Raw genomic sequence first — 20,466 nt, 5'->3', positions numbered from 1 at the left:
GGCCGCCCCACCCTAGACCACCCTGGGAAATTCCGCGACGCAATCTTTGATCTTTCAGGTCCCACCCGAACCTTCATAGCGAGGAAGGAGGCCAGAAATGGTCGGAGAAGACCTACCGCCCTGGTCACCGGGCATCTCGAACGTGCTGGTCATCGACCCCTATCCCGTCTCCAGAGGCGCTGTCGCCGCGCTGTTGCGCTGCTCGGGACTGGCCGGCCGCGTGTATGAGGCGGCGCTCGGAGGGGAGGCGCTGGAGACGGTTCGCGGGCACGGCGTGGCCCTCGTCGTACTCGCGACGGAGGCGGACCGGCCGCACGGCGTCCTGAGCTGGTGCCGGCGGCTCAAGCGGCTGCCTTCCGCTCCCGCCGTGCTGATCTACTCGGGAAACGGCGCCGCCTCCTTCGTCGCGGCGTGCCTGGCCAGCGGTGCGGACGGCATGGTGCATCGCTCGGCGACGGAACGGCAGCTCCTGGACGCCGTACGCGATGTGATCGCCGGACGTCCGGTGTGGCCGCCGGGTCATCCGGCGCGGGAGGGGGACGACGCCAGGGATCTTCAGGTCTGCGCCCCGCCGGTTCGGATGACCCAGCGCGAGGAGCAGATCTTCGCGTTGCTGCTGCACCGGTATTCGAACGACGAGATCGCCGCGGAGCTGCACCTGGCGCGGCAGACCGTCAAGAACCACGTCAGCAGCGTCCTGCACAAGACCGGGTTCGCCAACCGGCGTGAACTCGCCAAGGCCGCGGCACGGCACCAGCGTGCCGCCGCCTGCTGAGGGAAGGTGGAGCGGACAAGATGATCCGATCATCGGATGTGCTCATCGTCGGCGCCGGCCCCGTCGGGCTGACCCTCGGCGCCGAACTGCTCCGGCGCGGCGTGGCCGTGCGGCTCGTCGAGAAGGCCGACCGCCCTCATCCCCACGCCAAGGCGATCATCATGTGGCCACGGGCCCTTGAGGCGCTGGCCCGCATCGGCGCCGCGGAGGAGGTCGTCGCCCGGGGGCACGTCATCCGGGCGCAGAACTACAGCTCGGGTGGGCGGCGCCTGGCCCGCACCCGTTTCGACGGACTGACCGGCACCCGGCATCCGTACGCGCTGTCGTTGCCGCAGGAGCAGACCGAGGCGGTGCTCCGCGAGCGGTTCCTGGCCCTCGGCGGCGAGATCGAGTTCGGCGCCCGGTTCGGCGGCCTGCGCCAGGACGGCGGGGGTGTCCAGGTCGAGTTCTCGGGGATGGACGGTGCGGAGCGCTGGGAGAGCAGGTGCCGGTGGCTGGTGGGCTGTGACGGGGCGCACAGCGCCGTCCGGCGGGCCCTCGGCGTCCCGTTCACCGGCGCGTCCTATCCGCAGCAGTTCCTGCTGGCGGACGGCCCGTGGGAGACGCCGCTCGGTCACGATGAGGCGCACTATTACATGACCCCCTCCGGTGTCGTGGTGATCGTGGGGCTGCCGGCCGGCCAGTACAGGGTGTTCGTCAGCGTGGCGCCCGACGCCCCGGTGGATGATCCGGTCCGGACGGTGCAGGAGGCCGCCTCCGAGCGCGTCCCCGTACCGGTGCACCTGCTGGGCAGCCCGCGGACGGGTGTGTTCCGCGTGCACCGCAGGGCGGCGGAGCGGTTCCGGGAGGGCAGGGTGCTGCTCGCCGGTGACGCCGCCCACATCCACAGCCCGGCCGGCGGTCAGGGACTCAACACCGGCATCGAGGACGCCTCCTCGCTGGCATGGCGCCTGGCGGGTGTGGTCCACGAGGCACGCCCGGAGTCGGTCCTGGACGAGTGGGAACGGGAACGCCGGCACGTGGCCCTGTCGGTGGTCAGGGACACCGATCGGCAGACCAGACTGTGGACGATGCGCGGCTGGCGGTGCCGGGTCCGGGACGCGGCGCTGCACGTCGCTCAGGCGACCGGTGTGCTCGACCGGACCGTGGTCCCTCGGCAGGCCCAGCTCACACTGGCCTATCCCGGGCCGCGCCGGCGAATAGGCCGGCTGGCGGTCGGCGGGCGGCTGCCGGACGTCCCGCTGCCACAGGGCGGATGGCTGCACGACCTGCTGCGCGCCGCACCGGACGTCTGCCTTGTGCTCTTCGCGCGCCCGGGGTCGCCCGGGCCGGACCTGGCGGCCGGCCGGTGGCGGACGGTGCCCGGCGTCGACGTCGTCCAGGTGGAGTCCGAAGCCGTCCGGGCGGCGCTGGGGCTGCGCGGGGAGGTGTCCGCCGTGGTACGGCCGGACGGCGTGGTGGCCGAGGTCGACGAGATCGGCGGCCGGCGCGTCACCGCCTGGCTGGAGCGGTACCTGTCCCCGGTCCCGGCCGCGCGCGGTGGGGAGTGACGCCGGTATGAACAGGTTCGATGGACAGGTCGCGCTCATCACCGGCGGCAGCCGCGGCATCGGCCTGGCCTGCGCCCGGCGCCTGGTGGCCGAGGGCGCGCGGGTCTGCCTCACCGCGCGTGGTGAGGAGTCGCTGGCCGAGGCGGTGAAGACGCTGGGCGGCCCGCGGCATGCGATCACGGTGGCAGGCCGGGCGGACGATCCCGGGCATCGCGCCGCGGCGGTCGCCCGGACGCTGGAGGAGTTCGGCAGGATCGACGTGCTGGTCAACAACAGCGCGGTCAACCCCGCCTACGGCCGCGTGCTGGAGATGGAGGACCGCGCGGTTCGCAAGACCTTCGACGTCAACGTCGGAGCCGCGCTCGGCTGGCTGCGCGAGGCGCGCCGTGCCTGGCTGGGCGATCACGGGGGAGCCGTGGTGAACATCGCCGCCCTGGCCGGGCTCACCCCGGCCATGGGCATCGGTGTGTACGGGGCGAGCAAGGCGGCACTGATCCACCTGACTCGTCAACTCGCCCAGGAGATGGGCCCCCGGGTCCGGGTGAACGCCGTGGCGCCCGCAGTGGTCAGGACGAAGTTCGCGGCACGGCTGTACGAGGGGCGGGAGGACGAACTGGCGGGTCAGTACGCACTCGGGCGGCTCGGAACCCCTGAGGACATCGCCGGCGCGGTCGCCTTCCTCGCCTCGGACGACGCCTCCTGGATCACCGGTCAGACCCTCGTCGCCGACGGTGGGATCGTCCTGAGCGGCGGAGGGGTCTGACCGGGTCATGACCTTCCCGTCATCCGGGGCACTGCCCCCCGGCCTGCCCTCCCGTCCGGCCGTGCCCGCGGGGATCGAGATCGCCGGATTGAGCCGCTGGCTGCGCCGGCGGTTCCCCGGCGAGCCGGGCCCGCTGACCACGGTGCGCCTGCTGGCCGGCGGCCGTTCCAATCTCACCTATCTCCTCGGGTGGGGCGAGCGCCTGCTGGTGCTGCGCCGTCCGCCGCTGGGCCACGTCCTGGCCACCGCGCACGACATGGCACGGGAGTTCCGGGCGCTGACGGCGCTCGGCCCCACTGACGTGCCGGTGCCACGGACCTATGGGCTGTGTGCGGACCCGTCGGTGCTGGGCGCGCCGTTCTATGTCATGGAGTGGGTCGAGGGCCGCGTCCTGCGCACGGACGGCGATCTGCTGACGTTCACCCCGAAGGACGCGGTTCGCCTCACCGACGCCGTGGCCGGCACGCTCGCCGCGTTGCACGCGGTCGGTCCCGCGGCGGCCGGACTCGCCGGATTCGGCCGTCCCGAGGGCTTCCTCGAGCGTCAGGTCAGGCGCTGGAGGCGGCAGATGGAGGCGTCGGGCGGCGCGCCGCCCGGGGCGGACGCGCTGAACGACCGGCTGGCCGCCACCTGCCCGGCGTCCGGCGCGGCCTCGATCGTGCACGGGGATTACAAACTCGACAATCTCCTGCTGGACCCCGGCGACGGCGGCCGGATCCGGGCGGTGCTCGACTGGGAGATGTGCACCATCGGGGATCCGCTGGCCGACCTCGGCATGCTCTGCATGTACTGGGATGGTTTCGCGGGTGTCCCGCGATCGCCGGTCGCCTCACCGGGCGCGCTTCCCGGCTGGCCCGGCCGTGATCATCTCATCGAGCGCTACACGGCCCTCAGCGCCGTGCGGCCGGCCAGGCTCGGCTGGTACACGGCTCTGGCCTTTTACAAGATCGTCGCGATCCTCCGGGGGATCGATCACCGTCGCCGCCAGGGGCTCGTGGTCGGCGACGGGTTCGACGGCATCGCCGACGCCGTCCCGATGCTCGTCGAGCGGGGCCACGCAGCCCTGGACGAGCTCGAATGAGCAGCGCGGACCCGCACGGGTGCGTCGCACCACGATCACACCGCCGGCCGGCCGGAACGGAGACACGATGGACTTCGCCCATGACGCCCGCACCGAAGAACTTCGCAAGAGACTTCTCGCCTTCATGGACGAGTGCGTCCTTCCCGCGGAGCCGGCCTTCGCGCCGGAACGGACGTCCGCGGACCCCTGGTGCCGGCCGCCGGAGATGGAGCGGCTCAAGAAGGAGGCCAGGGCCCGTGGGCTGTGGAACCTCTTCCTGCCCGACACGCGCTTCGGCGCCGGTCTGAGCAACCTCCAGTACGCCCCGCTCGCCGAGATCACCGGGCACAGTCCGCACATCGCCCCGGAGGCGCTGAACTGCGCGGCCCCCGACACCGGCAACATGGAGATCCTCGCGTTGTTCGGCACGCCGGAGCAGCAGGAGCGCTGGCTCAGGCCCCTGCTGGACGGCACGATCCGGTCCGCCTTCTGCATGACCGAGCCTGACGTCGCCTCCTCCGACGCGTCCAACATCTCGACCAGCATCGAACGGGACGGGAGCGATTACCTGGTCAACGGCCGGAAATGGTGGTCGTCGGGGGCGATGGCGGCCGAGTGCGAACTTCTCATCGTCATGGGGAGGACCGACCCCGACGCCCCCCGGCATCGGCGGCAGTCCATGCTGCTGGTGCCGCGGAACACACCGGGAGTGGAGGTGCGCCGTGGTGTCACGGTGTTCGGATACACCGACGGCGCGCACGGCGGCCATGGCGAGATCGTCTTCCGTGACGTCCGGGTCCCGGCGGCCAACATGATCGCCGCCGAGGGCGACGGCTTCCCGATCGCGCAGGCGAGGCTGGGCCCAGGGCGCATCCATCACTGCATGCGGCTGATCGGGATGGCCGAGCGCGCCCTCGGCCTGATGTGCCGGCGGGTGACACGGCGCCAGGCGTTCGGCAGACCGCTCGCCGAGCAGGGCGTCCTGCGCGAGTGGATCGCGGAGTGCCGGGTGCGCATCGAACAGGCGCGCCTCCTCGTCCTGAAGACGGCCTGGCTGATGGACACCGTCGGGAACAAGGGTGCGCACACCGAGATCCAGGCGATCAAGATCGTGGTTCCGGCGATGACCGAATGGGTGCTGGACAAGGCGATACAGGCGCACGGCGGAGCAGGGGTGTCCCAGGACCTCCCCCTCGCGCAGATGTGGGCGCACGCCCGTACTCTGCGGCTCGCCGACGGCCCGGACGAGGTCCACCGTGCCTCGCTCGCCCGGCGGGAGCTGGCCGTCCACCAGGACCGGCCGTGAGATGGGCCGGACGCATGGCGCCGGGAGGGGCGATATGCGCCGTCGCGCCGGGACGGCAGGGGAAATGCGGGTGACCGGCCTTACTGCGGAGCAGAACTTTCACGAAACCAGCCGGTAAAGAGGCGGATCTGCGGCGCGGCGGCGATTACCGGAGATATCACTCCGCCGGATGGTTTCCAGCCGGCGTCCGGTGTCCGAAACTCCGGCCGGGATCGCGTGGAGCGCACAAGCGACGCCGTCATGCGCCGGGGCGGCGGGTATCGGCGCAGGGCGGCGCGCCCCCGGGGCGGCGGGCCGGAGAAAGGCGGCTCGCCCGCCGCGGGGAATCGTGTCCGAAAATCGGGTGACTGGTATCGGATTTGATTTCGTGTAAGATGGTGGCATAATGACCGGGTGTTCCGCCGGGCATTCCCGGAGGTTCAGGGAAAGGGGAAGTCGGCATTGTGGCGACCTGCATGATTACGTCGAATTCAACGACGTATTAACATTCGGTCAAGAGGGGGTCGCCAATGTGCGCAGGGCTTTCGCCGTGGGATGCCGAGGCGGGTGCGCCGAGCGGGCCGGCCGTGGGCGGCCATGTGCCCGGGGGTGGACGCGAGAGGGGCGGCGTCCCGTTGAGGGCTCGCGCGGGCATGACGAAGTGATCGGGCGAATCGGCCCGCGTCATCCGAAGGCATGCGGCCGGCGAGCATGAGGCGCGCCGCCGATCACCGGCGCGCCGTCCCGGCCGGGCCGTGGGGCGCCGGACGCCGCGGACGGATCCGGGCCCGCATGCCCTTCTGGCCACGCTCGCCATGCGAGATCCTGCGGTCACACCCTGAAACGCCGGCGTGCGGATCAAGCGGAACGACCCGGCGTGCCGGATCAGCTTCGAGAAAGGCATTCATGGACGTAACCGACCAGCAACGGCGTGCACTCGCGTCCTTCCTCCGGAGCCGCCGGGAGCGGCTGAGTCCGAAGAAGGCCGGCATCCAGCAGACCTACGGGCGCCGGCGGACGTGCGGGTTGCGCAGGGAAGAGCTGGCCTCCCTCGCAGGGGTGAGCGTCACCTGGTACACCTGGCTGGAGCAGGCCCGTCGCATCCGGGTTTCCCGGCAGGTGCTCAGCAGCCTGGGCCGCGCCCTGCAATTGGACGATCTGGAGACGGCGCATCTGTTCCGGCTGGCGGGAGAGAGCCCGCCCTCCGCGGGTCATCCCTGCTCCAAGGAGGACATTCACGTCCAGTACCTGACATTCCTTGACGCGCTGGATCCGTTGCCGGCGGTGATCTGCAATCACCGCTTCGACGTTCTCGCCTGGAACCACGGATTCTCCGTACTGTTCCCGCATTTCGAGCAGCTTCCCATCGAGGAACGCAACACGCTGCTGATGACGTTCGAGGAACGCACCAGGACCATGTACTCGGACTGGGACCAGCACGCCATGCAGACGGTGGCGCTGTTCCGGGCGCAGAACGCCGAGAACCTCGTGCAACCGGAGTACGTGGACCTCATCACCGGATTGGAGGCGCGCAGCCCCGAATTCCGGGATCTGTGGCGCCGGATGGACCTGGAGACGGGAGGCCCGGCGCTGCGCACCCTCGACCATCCGTCGCTGGGCCGGCTTCACATCGGTTACGTCAAGCTCGCGCTGATCAACACCGACGCCACTCTGATCGTCCACCAGCCCGTGCTCAACCCGCACCTTCTCGCCCAGTTGCGGGAGCTGGTGGAGGAGCGGCGCGGTGCGCAGCGGCAGGGCCGGCCGCCGTGGCTCACGGCGGTGCCGGAACCACGAGGCTTCGCAGGCTGATGATCACCGGCCCGGATGCGGGGCATCCGGGCCTGATCGCCTACCACACGGCCTTCTCGGCCCCCTCCACGCCGATCAGGAGCTGGCCGGTGAGCGCCCTCAGCCGCTGCCGCACCTTGGGGGCATAGGCGTCCTGATGCGCCCGGGTGGGGCGGGAGCCATCGAAGAAGTGGCCGGTGGTCCCGTTCTGTCCGGCCTCGATCACCCGCAGGACCGCGTCGACCCCCTCCTGAACCGTGCTCCACGGGTTGATGCCCGCCTCGCGGGTCATGCCGGTGTCGAGATAGGTGCCCGGGTGCAGGCAGTTGACCCGGATGCCGTCCTCCAGATACTCCTCCGCCATCGCGAAGGTGAAGGCCGCCAGGGCGAACTTGCTGCGCATGTACGCCTTCGACCCCTCGTAACGACGGATGAACTGCAGGTCGTCGAAGTCCGGCGGGCTCTGCCCGATCGATCCGACGTTGACGACCTGACCGCCTCCCGCGCGCAGTGGTGCCCTGAGCAGCTTGGTGAGCACCACGGGAGCGAGGTAGTTGACGGCGAGCCGCAGTTCGTAGCCGTCCTTGCTCACCTCCCGGTACCGCGTGTCGGCGCCGAATCCCACGCCGGCGTTGTTGAGCAGCAGGCTCAGGCTCGGGTAGTCCGAGGCCACCTGCTCGGCCATCGCCGCGGTCCGGCCGAGAGAGCTGAGATCCGCCAGGTAGGGAGAGGCGCTGCCGCCCGCCGCCCTGATCTCCGCGACGACCTCGTCACAGCGCGTCTTGTCCCGGCCGTGCACGAGGATGTTCCACCCTCGCGCGGCGAGGGCGAGCGCCGTCGCCCGGCCGAGCCCCGAGGTGGCGCCGGTCACCAGCGCCGGTCCGGTCGGCGGGCTTGGGCGTTGAGCGGTCACGATGCTTGGTCCTTTCAGTCTTTTCCGTCGCGCAGTTCGATGGCGACCATGGTCAGTGTTCGGTCCGAGATGTTGCGGACGTAGTGCCGCATGGGCAGGTCGTCACCTCGGTTGAAGATCACCCGTCCCGTCTCCAGCGAAGCCTTCTTGATCAGTTCCCCGTGCTCGGTGAGCGACTCGCAGAAGGCGCCCGACAGCACGATCGTCACCCACGGATGCCGATGTGTGTGCGCCGGGCGACGCTCGCCGGGCGGCACGGTCTCGATCCAGCACTTGACGCGCTCCTCGTCGAGGACGAGCTCTGTGCCCAGTTCGTCCCACGGCTCGGCGTGCCCGGGCGCCTCGGCCCGTGATCGCCGCGGGTCAGGCGCGCCGGACATCGGCCATCTCCCCGGTCCGGGCCGGCGCGGGGGCACCCTGCCGGGTGAGCAGCCGCCTGGGGTTGTCCACCAGCATGATGTCGATCGCCGACTCGTCGATGTCCTGCTCCGCGCGCAGCCGCGGCAGCGCCCGTTCCAGCAGGTGGGTGTAGCTCCACTGGGGGAACAGGTGCCGCCGCTGCTCGACGGTGAAGTAGTCGATGTGCACCGCGTGGTCCTGCGAGAGAAGGATCTGCCGGGTATGACCTGCCCGGACCAGCGCGGCCAGCGTGGCATTGCGCTGCTCGTCGGGGGCCAGCCGCTCCATGCCGTAGCGGTCGTAACCGAGCATGCAGCCGGTGTCGGCGAGTTCGCGCAGGTAGCGCAGGCTGGCGGAGTCGCCGGCGTGGCCGACGACGACATGGTTCGGGGCCACCCCCTCCCTTTCCAGGATCCGCACCAGATCGATGCCGTTGCCGCCGCTCTCGTCGAACGGGTCGGAGTGGACGAGCACCGGGACTCCGGTGCGCCGGTGCACCTCCGCCACGGCGGCGGCCATCCGGTGCGCACTGGCGTCCGGAGGGACGCGCTCGCAGGCGAACTTCACCACGCCCGCCCGTATCCCGCTTCCGCCGACGCCCTCGGTCACATCGCGAAGCAGCAGGTCGATCAGAGGTTCCTCCGAGACGGCGATGCCGTCGGGGCCGCGGAACCGGGCGAACAGCGGGAGCCCGTCGACACTGTAGACGCCGGTCGCGATGACGATGTTCACCTCCGTCCGCTCGGCCACCCGCTTGACCAGCGAGAGGTCACGCCCCTGGCCGAGCACGGTCATGTCGATGATCGTCCGTACTCCGGCCTCGTAGGCGCGCCCGAGCTGCGCCACGGCGGCACGAACGCCCTCCTCCGGGTCCCACAGGTCCGGGTAGTTGGACTGGAATTCCGCGCTGAGGACGAAGAGATGCTCATGGGCGAGGGTGAGCCCGAGGTCGTCTGCGGACACCGGCCCGCGCACGGTGGGTACGTGCTCGAGCGGTGCCGGGGTAACCGTGCTCATGTTGACCGCCTTCATGGTCGCAGCCTGTCCATCACCTGCCGAACCGATGATTCCGGCAGCTGAGGCGATGAGTCGAGCCGTGAAGGTGGTGGTCATTGCACCTGACAGGCGACGCCCCGGCGTCCCAGCCTGGTACTCGGCCAACTAGGACAAGAAGCCACCTGCTTATCGGCTTCCAGTGGTGGCACCGTCGTTGCCGAGCCGGTGGGCCCGCTCCGGGTCCGCGACTCATCCCAGCGAACCATCCGTTCAATGCCACCCAGGAGAACAGAAAATGGCTGAGAAGAGCCTGTCGGGAGCCCTCATCGTCGTGGTGGGCGGTAGCTCCGGCATCGGCAAGGCCGTGGCCCGGCAGGCTGCGTCGGCCGGGGCCAAGGTCGTCGTCGCCTCCCGGTCGGAGGAGAAGCTCGCGCAGACGGCCAAGGAGATCGACGGTGTCACCACCGGCGTGATCGACGTGACCGACGAGGAGAGCGTCAGGGCGTTCTTCGGCACCGTGGGCGCCCTGGACCACCTCGTGGTGTGCCCCGGCGACATGGCCACGGGCTCGGTCTACGAGATGGCGGCGGACGACGTGCGGCGCTGCATCGACACCAAGATCGTGGGACAGATGCTGTGCGTGCGGCACGCCGGGCGGAAGATCTCCGAGGGGGGTTCGATCACCCTGCTCGCGGGCGCCGCCGGCTACAAGCCGTACCCCGACATGTGCATCACGGCCGCCGCCAACACCGCGATCGGCGGGCTCGGACGGTCGCTCGCCGTCGAACTCGCTCCCATCCGGGTGAACGTCGTCGTGGCCGGTCTGATCGACACGCCGCTGTGGGAGCCGATCCCCGAGGACGCGCGCGCCGCCCTGTTCGAGCAGACGGCGAAGTCCTCGCCGGTCGGGCGGATCGGCCGGCCCGACGACGTCGCCACCACGGTGCTGCACTCCATGGAGAACACCTTCGTCACCGGCGCGCTCCTGCACGTCGACGGCGGCGCGGTGCTGTGACGCCCAGAGAACGAAACAGCGTGGCCGGCGTCGAAGCGCCGGCCACGCGGCCCTCCGGGCCGGAGGGCACCGCGCTGCCGCGCTCGACGATCCTCGTCCTGGCGGTCGCCTGCGGCCTGTGCGTGGCGAATCTCTACTACATACAGCCGATCATGCAGGAGATGGCGGCCGCACTGCGGACCACTCCCGACACCCTCACCCGGGCGGTCTCGTGCACCCAGCTGGGCTACGCGGTGGGGCTGGTCGCGCTGGTGCCGCTCGGTGACGCCACCGACCGCAGGCGCCTGCTCTCGGTGCTGATGGCGTCCACCACGGCGGTGCTCGCCGTGATCCCGTTCGCTTCCGGCGCCGTCCTGCTGTGCCTGTGCTTCCTGCTGGGGCTGGTGACGGTGTCGGCCATGGTGATCCTGCCGCAGGCGGCGAACATGGCGCTCCCCGAGCAGCGCGGGCGAGTCGTCGGGACGGTCATGACAGGGCTGATCCTCGGCGCCCTGTTATGCCGGACCTTCGCCGGGTTACTCGCCGACGTGGCCGGCTGGCGCGCGGTGTTCTGGTCGGCGGCCGGCCTGATGCTGGCCGTCGGCCTCGCCGTACGCCGGGTGCTCGTGCCGACGGCGTCGGCCGGGCCGATCTCCCCGCGGGCCTACCTGCGCCTGCTGGCCTCCCTGGCGGCCCTGGTCCGGCACAGCCCCGTGCTCGTGGAGCGGACGCTGTACGGAGCCTGCGGCATGGCGGCCTTCAGCATCCTGTGGACGGCCCTGCCGTTACGGCTCGGCCAGCCCCCCTATGAATTCGGCCCCGCCGCGATCGGGCTGATGGGCCTGCTGGGCGCCGCCGGCGCGCTCGGCGCCTCACTGGCCGGCCGCCTTGCGGACGGCGGCCGCCAGACGATGGTGACCGCGACCGCCTTCACGGCGATCCTCCTCAGTTTCGCGGTGGCGTCGGCGCACGGCGCGTCGATCGCGGTCCTGTCGGGCGCCGTCCTGCTCGTCGACTTCTCCGTGCAGGCGGCGCACATCACCAACCAGGCGACCATCTTCGCCGATGCCGACGGTGGCACCCGGAGCCGCGTCAACACCGTCTACATGACCGCGTACTTCCTGGGAGGCTCCCTCGGCTCGGCGGCGGCGGGCGCCGCATGGCCGTACGGCGGCTGGTCGACGGTGGCCCCACTGGGAGTCGGCGTGGCCGGGCTCGCGTTGCTCCTTCTCCTCGGCCACCGGGTCCTCCGCAGGCGGCGCGACTCCCCGACGACCCCTGAAGGGAAGCACTGACATGTCGTCCCCTGCCCTGGGCCACGAGAGCCTGGACACCGCCGCCGGGCCGCCGGCCGCGGTGACCGTGCGCCCCGACGACCCTCGCTACGCGCACCTCGTGCGACGTGGGCGCAACACACGCTTCGCCGCCACGCCGGGCACCGTGCGCCTGGTCCACTCCGCCGAACAGGTCCGCCAGGTGGTCCAGGAGGCCGTCGACGACGGCTCGCGGATCGCCGTGCGCGGCGGCGGGCACGGCCTGGAGAACCTGGTGGACAACCCGGAGGTGCGCACGCTCATCGACATGTCCCGGATGAACTCCGTCGCGTTCGACCCGCGGCACCGGGCCTTCTCGATCGGTGCGGGGGCACTGCTGGGCCAGGTCTATCCCGCTCTGTATCTGAGCTGGGGCGTCGCCATCCCCGGAGGCACCTGTCCCGGTGTGGGACTCGGCGGATACGTGCAAGGTGGCGGCTTCGGCGCGATGTGCCGCCGCCACGGCCTGATCGTCGACCATCTGTACGGAGTCGAGATGGTGGCGGTGGACCGGTCCGGCCGGGCGAGCACCCTGGTGGCGACCAGGGAGCCCGCCGATCCCAACCGGGACCTGTGGTGGGCCTGCACCGGCGCCGGCGGCGGCAACTTCGGCGTCGTCACGCGGTACTGGTTCCGCTCGCCCGGCGCCGATGCCGGCGACGGGCCGGCCACAATCCTGCCCAGGCCGCCGCGGACGACCATCCTGGCGTCGGTCAACTGGCCCTGGGAGACGATGACCGAGGCGGCGTTCACCAAGATCGTGCGCAATCACGGCGAGTGGCACCAGCAGGACGGCGCCGAGGGACCGGGGCCGTACGACAGCCTGTACAGCGGCCTGTACCTCAACCAGCTGATGGTGGGTCAGGTGACGCTCAACGCGCAGATGGACGGGAGCGACCCGGGTTCGGCGAAGCTCCTGGAGGACTACATCGCCGCGGTGAACGACGGTGTCGGCGTTCCCTGGTCGGTCCAGTACACCACGATGCCCTGGCTGGACTCCGCGCTCCGTGACGTGGAGAACCGCGGCATCCACACCCGGTCCAAGAGCAAAGGCGCTTACCTGAGGGAGCCGTACTCCGGCGAGCAGGCGGCGACGGCGTACCGCTTCCTGTCCGATCCCGGCTACGACGGGCACACGGTGCTTCTGCTCTTCTCCTACGGAGGGCAGATCAACTCCGTCCATCCCTCGGCGACCGCCGCGCCGCAACGCGACTCCATCCTGAAAAGTTATCTGGGCACCTACTGGGTGCACTCGGGAGACGACGAGCGGCATGTGGAAAGGATCCGCCGGTTCTACGCCGAGTTGTACGCCGCCACCGGTGGCGTGCCCGCCCCCGGGACGGCGACCGACGGGTCGTACATCAACTATCCGGACACCGATCTGGCGGATCCTTCGGTGAACACCTCCGGAATTCCGTGGCACACATTGTATTTCAAGGACGGGTACGAGCGATTACAGCGTGCGAAGGCGTGCTGGGATCCCGGCGATGTCTTCCGGCACGCGCTTTCGGTAAGGCTCCCCTAGCACCCGGTCGACCAGGCGGGTGACGCCGGCACATCCCGGCGTCACCCGCCTCTTCTGCGTTTCCGCCGGTCGGGACGGCCCTTCCGTCCACCGGCGCACGAGCCGGCGTTGCGATCGGTGCGCCGCAGAGGTCGACGGCCCTGGTGCCCGAGCGCCTGCGAAAAACGGTACCGAGGGTCCTGGGAAATGCCGGATGAATATCTATAGCATCCTTTCCATGGTCAGTGACGAATTCATGCGCGATGGTGACGCGGATTCCCGGTCGTCCCATTCGGAACGGGTTCTGATCACCGGAATCGGCGTTGTGCTTCCCGGCACCGGGTCCGTGCGGGATTTCTGGGAGAACATCTCGCGCGGCCGGTCCCAGATAGGGCCGCTCACCCGATTCGATCCGCAGGCGACGGGGATTCCGGTACACGTCGCCGCCGAGATATCCGGCTTCGACCACCGTCGCCACCTGCCGGATCTGCCCGAGCGCCACGCCGCCAAGTACTCGCGGGAGATCCTCATCGCGATGTCGGCCGCGGCCGACGCCCGGCGCGACGCCGGCCTGGCACCCGGGGACGCCGACCCGCGCCGGGTGGGCATCGTCATGTCCTCCTCCCGCGGGCCGCTCTCCTGGTGGCGGGACGCGCTGACCGGAGCGAGCCCGGCGCCCTTCGGGGACATGGGCGCCATGTTCCGGGGCCTGGCCGGTTGCCCGGCCAGCCTCTCCGCCATCCATCTGGACGCCCAGGGACTGGTCACCACGCTCAGCAACGCCTGCGTCGGCGGTCACCAGGCGCTCGGCGTGGCGCTGCGCGAACTGCGCGCCGGCGCGGCGGACGTCATGTTCGTCGGCGGGCATGAGTTCCCGATCACCCCGGAGGTCGCCGCGTGCTACCGCGCGACGGGCGGAAAGGTGCTCTCCACCGAGCGTGAGGACCCCACGCGCGCGGTCCGGCCCTACAACTCCGACCGGGAGGGCTTCGCCCTGGGAGAGGGCTCGGTGGTGCTGGTCCTGGAACGCGCCTCCTTCGCCGCGGCCCGAGGCGCCCGCGCCTACGCCGAACTGCTCTCGGTCGCCTCCCTCAACGAGGCGGCGCACGCGACCACCATGGACCTGACCGGCAAGGTCACGGCCTCGCTGATCGAGACGATGCTGACCGATCTCGGCCGTGATCCCGAAGAGGTGGACTACTTCTGCGCCCACGGCACCGCCACGCCGTACAACGACCTCGCCGAGAGCCGGGCCCTGCGCGCCCTGTATCCCGGCAGGAGCGCGGACCGGTTACCGCCGATGAGCTCCAACAAGCCCATCTACGGGCACACCTTCGGCCTGGCGGGGATCATGAACGTGGCCGCGACCGGTCTGATGGCCCACCACCAGACCATCGCCCCGACCATCAACCTCACCGACCCCGACCCCGAGTGCGACCACGATCACGTCGCCGAGGGGAGCCGCGCGGCCCGCGTCGGCCTGGCGGTGTCCATGTCCTTCGCCTTCGGCAGCCAGACGGCGGTCGCCGCGGTAGGGGCGGTGTCATGACGCCCCCCATCATCGCCGCCGGCCCCGACGAGCTGGTCCGCCGTACCGTCTCGCCCGGCGACCACGTCCATCTGGCCGGCACCCCCTCGCGGCCGAACGCGCTCACCTACGCGCTGTGCCGAACCCTCGGCGCCGGCGGGCACCTCACGGTCAGCACCACCGCCGTCCACTCGGCCGCGCACGCGATCGCCCTGTCCGGCGTCGCGGACAAGGTCATCGCGGGATTCGCCGGTGACACCTATCCCTCCCCCCGGCCCAATCCGCTGTACCGCGACCTGGCCGAGGGGCGGCCGTTCACCTTCGAGGCGTGGTCGCTGCTGTCCTACGTCCAGCGCCTGATGGCCGGCGCGCTCGGACTGCCGTACGCGACGACCGCCTCGCTGACCGGCACCGACCTGACCGGCGGCAAGAGCGGCGAGCTGTACGAGGTGGACGACCCGGCCCGGCCGGGGCGGCCGATCACGCTGCTGACGCCGCTGCGCCCTGACGTGACCCTGGTGCACGGCGTGTGCGCCGACGAGGACGGGAACATCGTCGTGGTGCCGCCGCTCGGTGAGGGCGCCTGGGCCGCCTACGCCGCCCGGCGCGGAGTGATCGCCTCCGTCGAGCGGATCGTCCCGCGTGGCGAGCTGCGGGCGGTCGCCGATCGTGTCCTCATCCCCGGTTCGCGGGTACTGGGCCTGTGCGAGGCGCCCTTCGGCGCCCATCCGCAGTCGCTGCGCACCGCCGGGGTCTGCGGCGTGACCGGCTACTTCGACGACTACGCGTTCATGGAGCGCATCGTCGCCGCGTGCGGTGGGCCGCACGCGGGGGCCGACTGGTACCAGGAGTGGGTGACCGGGCCGGGTTCGCACGCCGGCTACCTGGAGCTCCTGGGCGCCGGGCGCCGTTCCGCGCTGGCCTGCCACGACGGCGACGACGGCCGGCGGGCCGCGGGGGAGAAGCCCGCCGCCGCCCGCGAGCGGCCCGCGTCCGAGGGGCCCGGCGCACCACCGGCCCCGCCCGCACCTCGTCGACCGGCCGAAGACCCGCGCGACGCCGCGCCCAGCAGGCTGGAACGGCTGATCGTGCTCGGGGCCCGAGCCGTCGCCGACCAGGTGCGGCACGGCGGTTACGACACCCTGCTCGCCGGGATCGGCGCCTCGCATCTGGCCGCCTGGCTGGCCGCCGACCTGCTCCGGCGAGGCGGCCACGCCGTCAAGGTCGCCGCCGAACTCGGCATGTACGGCTTCGAGCCGGAGAACGGGGACGTGTACCTGTTCAGCCTGGCACACGCCGGACGCAGCGAGATGCTGGCGGGCATCCCGGAGATACTCGGCGGCATGGTCGCGGCCAACCCGCGGGCACTCGGCGTCCTGGCCGCGGCGGAGATCGACGAGACCGGCACCCTGAACACCAGCCTGACAGCCGAGGGACGCTGGCTGACCGGGTCGGGAGGGGCGAACGACATCGCCTCCACCACCGACTGCGTGGTGATCGCCACCACCTCCCGGCGCCGTTACGTCCCCCGGGTCCACTACCGGACCAGCCCCGGCCGGCGGGTGCGGGAAGTGGTCGGCGACTTCGGGCGCTTCCGGCGCGACGCCTCCGGCGACGGCTTCCGGCTCGCCACCTTCCTGCCGCCGGGCGAATCCGAGGACGACCCGGCCGGCGAGGAACCCGGCGCCATCCAACGGGCCCGCGACCTGCTGGAGCGGCGTACCGCCTGGACGGCCCCGGCGGCTGGCCTGGTCATCGAGAAGCCCATCACCACCGAAGAGCTCGAGTCGTTGCGGGCGCTCGATCCGGACGGCCGCTACCGCTGATCCGGCCGAGCACGCGTCACGGCCGGCGGACCGCCGCCGTGCCCGCCATCACCTGAGGAGCCTTCCATGCGCGTCCGCACCGAAGCCAGGACCTGGACCGGATCCGGGCTGAGATTCTCCGGGTTCGGCCACTACTACCCGCGCACCGTCCAGGACAACACGGGCGGGGTCACCGTCGGCGGCAGGTACCACCCGGCCGAGGTCGTCGCCGACCTCGGAGTGCGCAGCCTGCACGTCGCCGCCGAGGACGAGACGGTGGAGTACATGTCGGTACGCGCCGCGCGGGCGGCGCTGGCCGGCGGCGGGCACGCGGCGCAGGACACCGACCTGCTGATCCTGGCCAACTGGACCGATCGGCAGTGGATCCCGGAGATCGCTCCGGCGGTGGCGGCCCGCCTCGGGGCCGAGAGCGCCCTGGCCTTCGACGTCTGCGGCGCGTGCACCGGTTTCGTCCACGCCGTGCAGACGGCCGCCTCGTTCCTGACCGCGCACCCGGGGTGGCGGCGCGCGGTGGTCGTGGCCGCCGACCGCTTCTCCCATCGTGCCCGTCCCGGCTCGCGCGGCCGGCTCGTCTTCGGCGACGCCGCCGGGGCGGTCGTGCTCGAGAAGGGGGAGCGGGACCGGCCGGGCGGCCTGCTGGACTCCGTTCTCGACTGCGACGCGGCGGAGGCCGACACGGTGGCCGCCCGCCCGCCGGAGGGATGGCTGAGGCCCAGGCCGGAACTCATCGAGCTCGCGGTCCGCTCCAGCCTGCGGGTCGCGGAGGCTCTTCTGACCCGCAACGACATGAAGAGCGGCGACATCGACCGGCTGGTGCCGCACCCGGGCAACAACCGGATCCACCAGGGCGTGCGCGACGGACTGGACCTGCCGGCGGAGAAGTTCCTGACCAACTTCGCACAGCGCGGCAACACCGGCTGCGCGTCGATCCCGATCGCCTTGTCGGAGTTCTCCGCCGCCGGTGCCCTGCGCCCCGGTGAGCTGGTGCTGTCCACCGCGGTCGGTTCCGGCTGGTACTACGGCGGGCTGCTGTACCGGCTCTGACCGTTCTGCCCTGCGCCCCGGCCGCCGGCCCGGGGCGCGCCCCCACCGAAGACCGTCCGAACGTCCACCCGCCTCGTGCGGGAGAAGCGAGAGACCACATGAGCGGTGACCTGGCCATCTGGACCGACTTCGGGGGCGTGATCACCGCTCCTGTCGATGTGACGTTCCACGACTTCAGCACCCGCACCGGGGTGCCGACGCACGCGCTGAAGGAGGCGATGCGGCTGGTGGGAGAGGCGCACGGCACCGACTCCATGGGCGTGCTGGACATCCCGCTGCTGGACGAGGCCGCATGGGCACATGAGGTCGAGGAAGAGCTGGCGCGTACCTTCGGCCTGGCCGCCGATCTGCGCGACTTCGGCGACCGGTGGTTCGAGGGCCGGCGCGCCGACCAGGCGTGGCTCAGGCGGCTGGCCGGCCTCAGGTCGCGCGGGGTCTTCGTCGGCATGCTGTCGAACCTGCCGCCGTCCTGGGAGCGGCACCGCCGGTACATGGCCGACGACTCCTGCTTCGACGACATCGTCTGTTCGTACGCGGTCGGCCACCGCAAGCCGGAGCCCGAGATCTTCGAGATCGCGGCGGAGCGGTGCGGCCACGACCCGGCCGCCTGCGTGCTCGTGGACGACCTGGAGAAGAACTGCGCGGGCGCGGTGGCGGCCGGCTGGCAGGCCGTTCACTTCCGCGACGCCGAGCAGGCGGCCACCGAGATCGAGGAGCTGATCCGCGCGCGCACCGCGGCGTCGGCGAGCACCGGCTGAGCCACCCCGCGCGGCGGCACGCGGCCCTCCGTCACCGCGCGCTGCGCTCATCGGTCCACTCAAACCCGCACCGACCGTCCCGGGAGTCCACATGACCGCACCGACCGGCATCGAACCCGAAATCGCCGCGCCCGTTCTCACCACCTATCGCACCGTCGACCGGCGTCTGGTGCACCGTGCGGCACTGGCCGAGGTCTTCTTGACGGACTTCGCCACGATGGGCCGCGATCGCTTCCAAGGCTCGGCCCAGCTTCCGCCCTGTCACTTCTACTACGGCGACCACACGACCCGGCCGGCGATCCATGACCCGCTGGCCGTGTTCGAGAGCGTCCGCCAGATGCTGCTGTGCGCCACGCACCTTCAGCACGGCGCGAGCGAGGAGACCAAGGCCATCACCGCGGAGACCGACCTGGAGATCGGCGACCCGGGCCCCCTGCGCACCGATGGCGGGATCGTCGAGTTGTCCCTGCACGGCGCCGTCACCCTGGAGAAGACCTACCAGGGAGCCGTCTCCCGCGTGGTGCACGAAGTACGGATCCACAACGCGGCGGGCGAGCCGATCGGCACCGTGCGCGTCGACACGGCGCTGCGGACCGGCGAGGCCTACAAGGCGTTGCGCATGGCGTACCGCACCGGACCCGCGCCGTACTCCGGCACCCTGCCCGCGGCGGTGCCCCGCGCGCCCGTCGCCCCGCATCTCGTCGGCCGCGAACAGGCGCGCAACGTCGTGCTGCACGCTCCGTGGAGCACGGCCGGCGAGGCCGGGGCACTGCTGCGCGTCCCGGTGGACCACTCCAGCATGTTCGACCATCCGCAAGACCACGTTCCAGGCCCGGTCATGATGGAGGCGGCGCGGCAGGCCACCCTGCTGCTGGCCGGCGAGTGCCTCGGCATGGCCCCGTCCACGCTGTGGCTGCGGTCGCTCGGTGCCCGCTACCACCGGTTCACCGAACTCGACGCGGACGTCCAGGTGCGGGCACGCCCGCTGCCGGGCGGCGCCGCGGGTGGTGTTCCCCGGCCGGGGTGCGGCGCCGAGGTGACCTTCCACCAGGGCGGCGAGACCGTCGCGACCATGATCGTGGGGCTCGGCGCCCTGCCGGCCTCCGAGTCCCGCGACGCCGGACCGGGCAGCGTCCGCGATGCGTGATGACCGCGCCGCGGCGCCCGGCGTCTTCGTGCCCGGAGGCCCGTCCGATCCGATCTCCCTGTTCCGGCTCGACGGCCGGGTCGCCGTGGTCACCGGCGCGTCGAGCGGGCTCGGTGCCCGCTTCGCACAGGTGCTGACCGCGGCCGGCGCCCGGGTGGCCCTCGCCGCCCGCCGCAAGGACCGCATCGGCGAACTCGCCGCCCAGATGCCCGGCGCACTCGCGGTTCCCTGCGACGTGACCGCGGCGGGCGATCGCGACCGCCTGGTGCGCACCGTGACCGAACGACTCGGATCGATCGACATCCTGGTCAACAACGCGGGCCTCTCGCAGGTCGTGCCCGCCGAGGAGCAGACCCCGGACGCCTTCTCCGAGATCGTCGCGGTGAACCTGAACTCGGTCTTCGCCCTCAGCGCGGCCGTCGCGTCCGGCATGCTGCGGCGCGGCGGCGGCAGCATCGTCAACGTGGCCTCGGTCTACGGACTGGTGGGCAGCGGCAGCCTGCCGCAGGCGGCGTACGCCGCGAGCAAGGGCGGTGTGATCAACCTGACCAGGGAACTGGCGGCCCAGTGGGCCGACCGCGGCGTGCGGGTCAACGCTCTGTGCCCCGGCTGGTTCCGCTCCGAGATGACCGCGGAGATGGTCGACACCGGGACGGGACGGGCCTGGATCGAACGCCGCACCCCGATGCGGCGCCTCGGTGAGCCGCACGAACTCGACGGGGCGCTGCTGTTCCTCGCCGGGGCCGCGAGCACGTACGTGACCGGCACGGCGGTTCCCGTCGACGGCGGCTACCTGACCTTGTGAGCAAGTGGATCCGAC

18 protein-coding genes are annotated in these 20,466 nt (G+C 71.5%); 15 read left to right on the top strand and 3 right to left on the bottom strand.

Annotated features, from left to right (window positions below; translation table 11 throughout):
• Positions 1-97: 97 nt before the first annotated feature.
• From IEY93_RS16170 to IEY93_RS16145, 6 genes are all read left to right on the top strand, one after another.
• Positions 98-775 carry a LuxR C-terminal-related transcriptional regulator gene (locus IEY93_RS16170; RefSeq protein WP_189163879.1) on the top strand — a complete coding sequence of 226 codons (678 nt, stop codon included), beginning with the start codon at positions 98-100 and terminating at the stop codon, positions 773-775.
• A gap of 20 nt (positions 776-795) precedes the next feature.
• A complete protein-coding gene (locus IEY93_RS16165; protein WP_189163878.1) occupies positions 796-2,325 on the top strand; it encodes an FAD-dependent monooxygenase in 1,530 nt (509 codons plus the stop codon).
• 7 nt (positions 2,326-2,332) lie between these two features.
• A complete protein-coding gene (locus IEY93_RS16160; protein WP_189163877.1) occupies positions 2,333-3,088 on the top strand; it encodes an SDR family oxidoreductase in 756 nt (251 codons plus the stop codon).
• 7 nt (positions 3,089-3,095) lie between these two features.
• A complete protein-coding gene (locus IEY93_RS16155; protein ID WP_189163876.1) occupies positions 3,096-4,169 on the top strand; it encodes a phosphotransferase family protein in 1,074 nt (357 codons plus the stop codon).
• 67 nt (positions 4,170-4,236) lie between these two features.
• The gene (locus tag IEY93_RS16150) at positions 4,237-5,454 is read left to right on the top strand and encodes an acyl-CoA dehydrogenase family protein (protein ID WP_189163875.1); all 1,218 of its coding nucleotides are present in this window, start codon (positions 4,237-4,239) and stop codon (positions 5,452-5,454) included.
• Between the two features lie 675 nt (positions 5,455-6,129).
• Complete coding sequence (locus tag IEY93_RS16145) at positions 6,130-7,245, top strand: helix-turn-helix transcriptional regulator (protein WP_308425753.1); 1,116 nt, start codon at positions 6,130-6,132, stop codon at positions 7,243-7,245.
• 40 nt (positions 7,246-7,285) lie between these two features.
• On the opposite strand, the gene IEY93_RS16140 is transcribed toward IEY93_RS16145, so the two are convergent.
• From IEY93_RS16140 to IEY93_RS16130, 3 genes are read right to left on the bottom strand one after another with little or no spacing between them, the layout of a single operon-like run.
• Positions 7,286-8,137 carry an SDR family NAD(P)-dependent oxidoreductase gene (locus IEY93_RS16140; RefSeq protein WP_229691178.1) on the bottom strand — a complete coding sequence of 284 codons (852 nt, stop codon included), beginning with the start codon at positions 8,135-8,137 and terminating at the stop codon, positions 7,286-7,288.
• Between the two features lie 14 nt (positions 8,138-8,151).
• The gene (locus IEY93_RS16135) at positions 8,152-8,517 is read right to left on the bottom strand and encodes a cupin domain-containing protein (protein ID WP_189163873.1); all 366 of its coding nucleotides are present in this window, start codon (positions 8,515-8,517) and stop codon (positions 8,152-8,154) included.
• Positions 8,501-9,553, bottom strand: a complete 1,053-nt coding sequence (locus IEY93_RS16130) for a phosphotriesterase family protein (RefSeq protein ID WP_189163872.1) — start codon at positions 9,551-9,553, stop codon at positions 8,501-8,503. The genes IEY93_RS16135 and IEY93_RS16130 overlap by 17 nt, the downstream gene beginning before the upstream one ends.
• 274 nt (positions 9,554-9,827) lie before the next feature.
• On the opposite strand from IEY93_RS16130, the gene IEY93_RS16125 reads away from it, so the two are divergent.
• From IEY93_RS16125 to IEY93_RS16085, 9 genes are all read left to right on the top strand, one after another.
• Positions 9,828-10,547 carry an SDR family oxidoreductase gene (locus tag IEY93_RS16125; protein WP_189163871.1) on the top strand — a complete coding sequence of 240 codons (720 nt, stop codon included), beginning with the start codon at positions 9,828-9,830 and terminating at the stop codon, positions 10,545-10,547.
• Between the two features lie 20 nt (positions 10,548-10,567).
• A complete protein-coding gene (locus IEY93_RS16120) occupies positions 10,568-11,821 on the top strand; it encodes an MFS transporter (RefSeq protein ID WP_189163870.1) in 1,254 nt (417 codons plus the stop codon).
• Between the two features lies 1 nt (position 11,822).
• Positions 11,823-13,364, top strand: coding sequence for an FAD-binding oxidoreductase (locus IEY93_RS16115; protein WP_189163869.1), 1,542 nt, complete (start codon positions 11,823-11,825; stop codon positions 13,362-13,364).
• 217 nt (positions 13,365-13,581) lie between these two features.
• Entirely contained in the window at positions 13,582-14,892 is a 1,311-nt protein-coding gene (locus IEY93_RS16110) for a beta-ketoacyl-[acyl-carrier-protein] synthase family protein (protein ID WP_203968622.1), read from the top strand.
• Entirely contained in the window at positions 14,889-16,697 is a 1,809-nt protein-coding gene (locus IEY93_RS16105) for a CoA-transferase (RefSeq protein WP_189163868.1), read from the top strand. Before IEY93_RS16110 ends, IEY93_RS16105 begins: the two co-directional genes overlap by 4 nt.
• Before the next feature lie 66 nt (positions 16,698-16,763).
• The gene (locus IEY93_RS16100) at positions 16,764-17,741 is read left to right on the top strand and encodes a ketoacyl-ACP synthase III (protein WP_189163867.1); all 978 of its coding nucleotides are present in this window, start codon (positions 16,764-16,766) and stop codon (positions 17,739-17,741) included.
• Positions 17,742-17,839: 98 nt separating this feature from the next.
• Entirely contained in the window at positions 17,840-18,499 is a 660-nt protein-coding gene (locus tag IEY93_RS16095) for an HAD-IA family hydrolase (protein ID WP_189163866.1), read from the top strand.
• A 91-nt stretch (positions 18,500-18,590) separates the two neighbouring features.
• Positions 18,591-19,646: an AfsA-related hotdog domain-containing protein gene (locus tag IEY93_RS16090; RefSeq protein ID WP_189163865.1), complete on the top strand. Its 1,056-nt coding sequence runs from the start codon at positions 18,591-18,593 to the stop codon at positions 19,644-19,646.
• The gene (locus IEY93_RS16085) at positions 19,639-20,451 is read left to right on the top strand and encodes an SDR family NAD(P)-dependent oxidoreductase (protein ID WP_189163864.1); all 813 of its coding nucleotides are present in this window, start codon (positions 19,639-19,641) and stop codon (positions 20,449-20,451) included. Before IEY93_RS16090 ends, IEY93_RS16085 begins: the two co-directional genes overlap by 8 nt.
• Positions 20,452-20,466: the final 15 nt, after the last annotated feature.

The organism is Sphaerisporangium melleum (genome assembly GCF_014646695.1).
In the GTDB taxonomy this organism is placed as follows: Bacteria; Actinomycetota; Actinomycetes; order Streptosporangiales; family Streptosporangiaceae; genus Sphaerisporangium; species Sphaerisporangium melleum.
This window is presented reverse-complemented; position numbering and strand designations above follow the sequence as displayed.

Bases quoted from the DNA above. Each gene is read 5' to 3' on its own strand.
- IEY93_RS16170 (WP_189163879.1), top strand. From the start codon at position 98: ATGGTCGGAGAAGACCTACCGCCCTGGTCACCGGGCATCTCGAACGTG.
- IEY93_RS16165 (WP_189163878.1), top strand. From the start codon at position 796: ATGATCCGATCATCGGATGTGCTCATCGTCGGCGCCGGCCCCGTCGGG.
- IEY93_RS16160 (WP_189163877.1), top strand. From the start codon at position 2,333: ATGAACAGGTTCGATGGACAGGTCGCGCTCATCACCGGCGGCAGCCGC.
- IEY93_RS16155 (WP_189163876.1), top strand. From the start codon at position 3,096: ATGACCTTCCCGTCATCCGGGGCACTGCCCCCCGGCCTGCCCTCCCGT.
- IEY93_RS16150 (WP_189163875.1), top strand. From the start codon at position 4,237: ATGGACTTCGCCCATGACGCCCGCACCGAAGAACTTCGCAAGAGACTT.
- IEY93_RS16145 (WP_308425753.1), top strand. From the start codon at position 6,130: ATGCGGCCGGCGAGCATGAGGCGCGCCGCCGATCACCGGCGCGCCGTC.
- IEY93_RS16135 (WP_189163873.1), bottom strand. From the start codon at position 8,517: ATGTCCGGCGCGCCTGACCCGCGGCGATCACGGGCCGAGGCGCCCGGG.
- IEY93_RS16130 (WP_189163872.1), bottom strand. From the start codon at position 9,553: ATGAGCACGGTTACCCCGGCACCGCTCGAGCACGTACCCACCGTGCGC.
- IEY93_RS16125 (WP_189163871.1), top strand. From the start codon at position 9,828: ATGGCTGAGAAGAGCCTGTCGGGAGCCCTCATCGTCGTGGTGGGCGGT.
- IEY93_RS16115 (WP_189163869.1), top strand. From the start codon at position 11,823: ATGTCGTCCCCTGCCCTGGGCCACGAGAGCCTGGACACCGCCGCCGGG.
- IEY93_RS16110 (WP_203968622.1), top strand. From the start codon at position 13,582: ATGGTCAGTGACGAATTCATGCGCGATGGTGACGCGGATTCCCGGTCG.
- IEY93_RS16105 (WP_189163868.1), top strand. From the start codon at position 14,889: ATGACGCCCCCCATCATCGCCGCCGGCCCCGACGAGCTGGTCCGCCGT.
- IEY93_RS16100 (WP_189163867.1), top strand. From the start codon at position 16,764: ATGCGCGTCCGCACCGAAGCCAGGACCTGGACCGGATCCGGGCTGAGA.
- IEY93_RS16095 (WP_189163866.1), top strand. From the start codon at position 17,840: ATGAGCGGTGACCTGGCCATCTGGACCGACTTCGGGGGCGTGATCACC.
- IEY93_RS16090 (WP_189163865.1), top strand. From the start codon at position 18,591: ATGACCGCACCGACCGGCATCGAACCCGAAATCGCCGCGCCCGTTCTC.
- IEY93_RS16085 (WP_189163864.1), top strand. From the start codon at position 19,639: ATGCGTGATGACCGCGCCGCGGCGCCCGGCGTCTTCGTGCCCGGAGGC.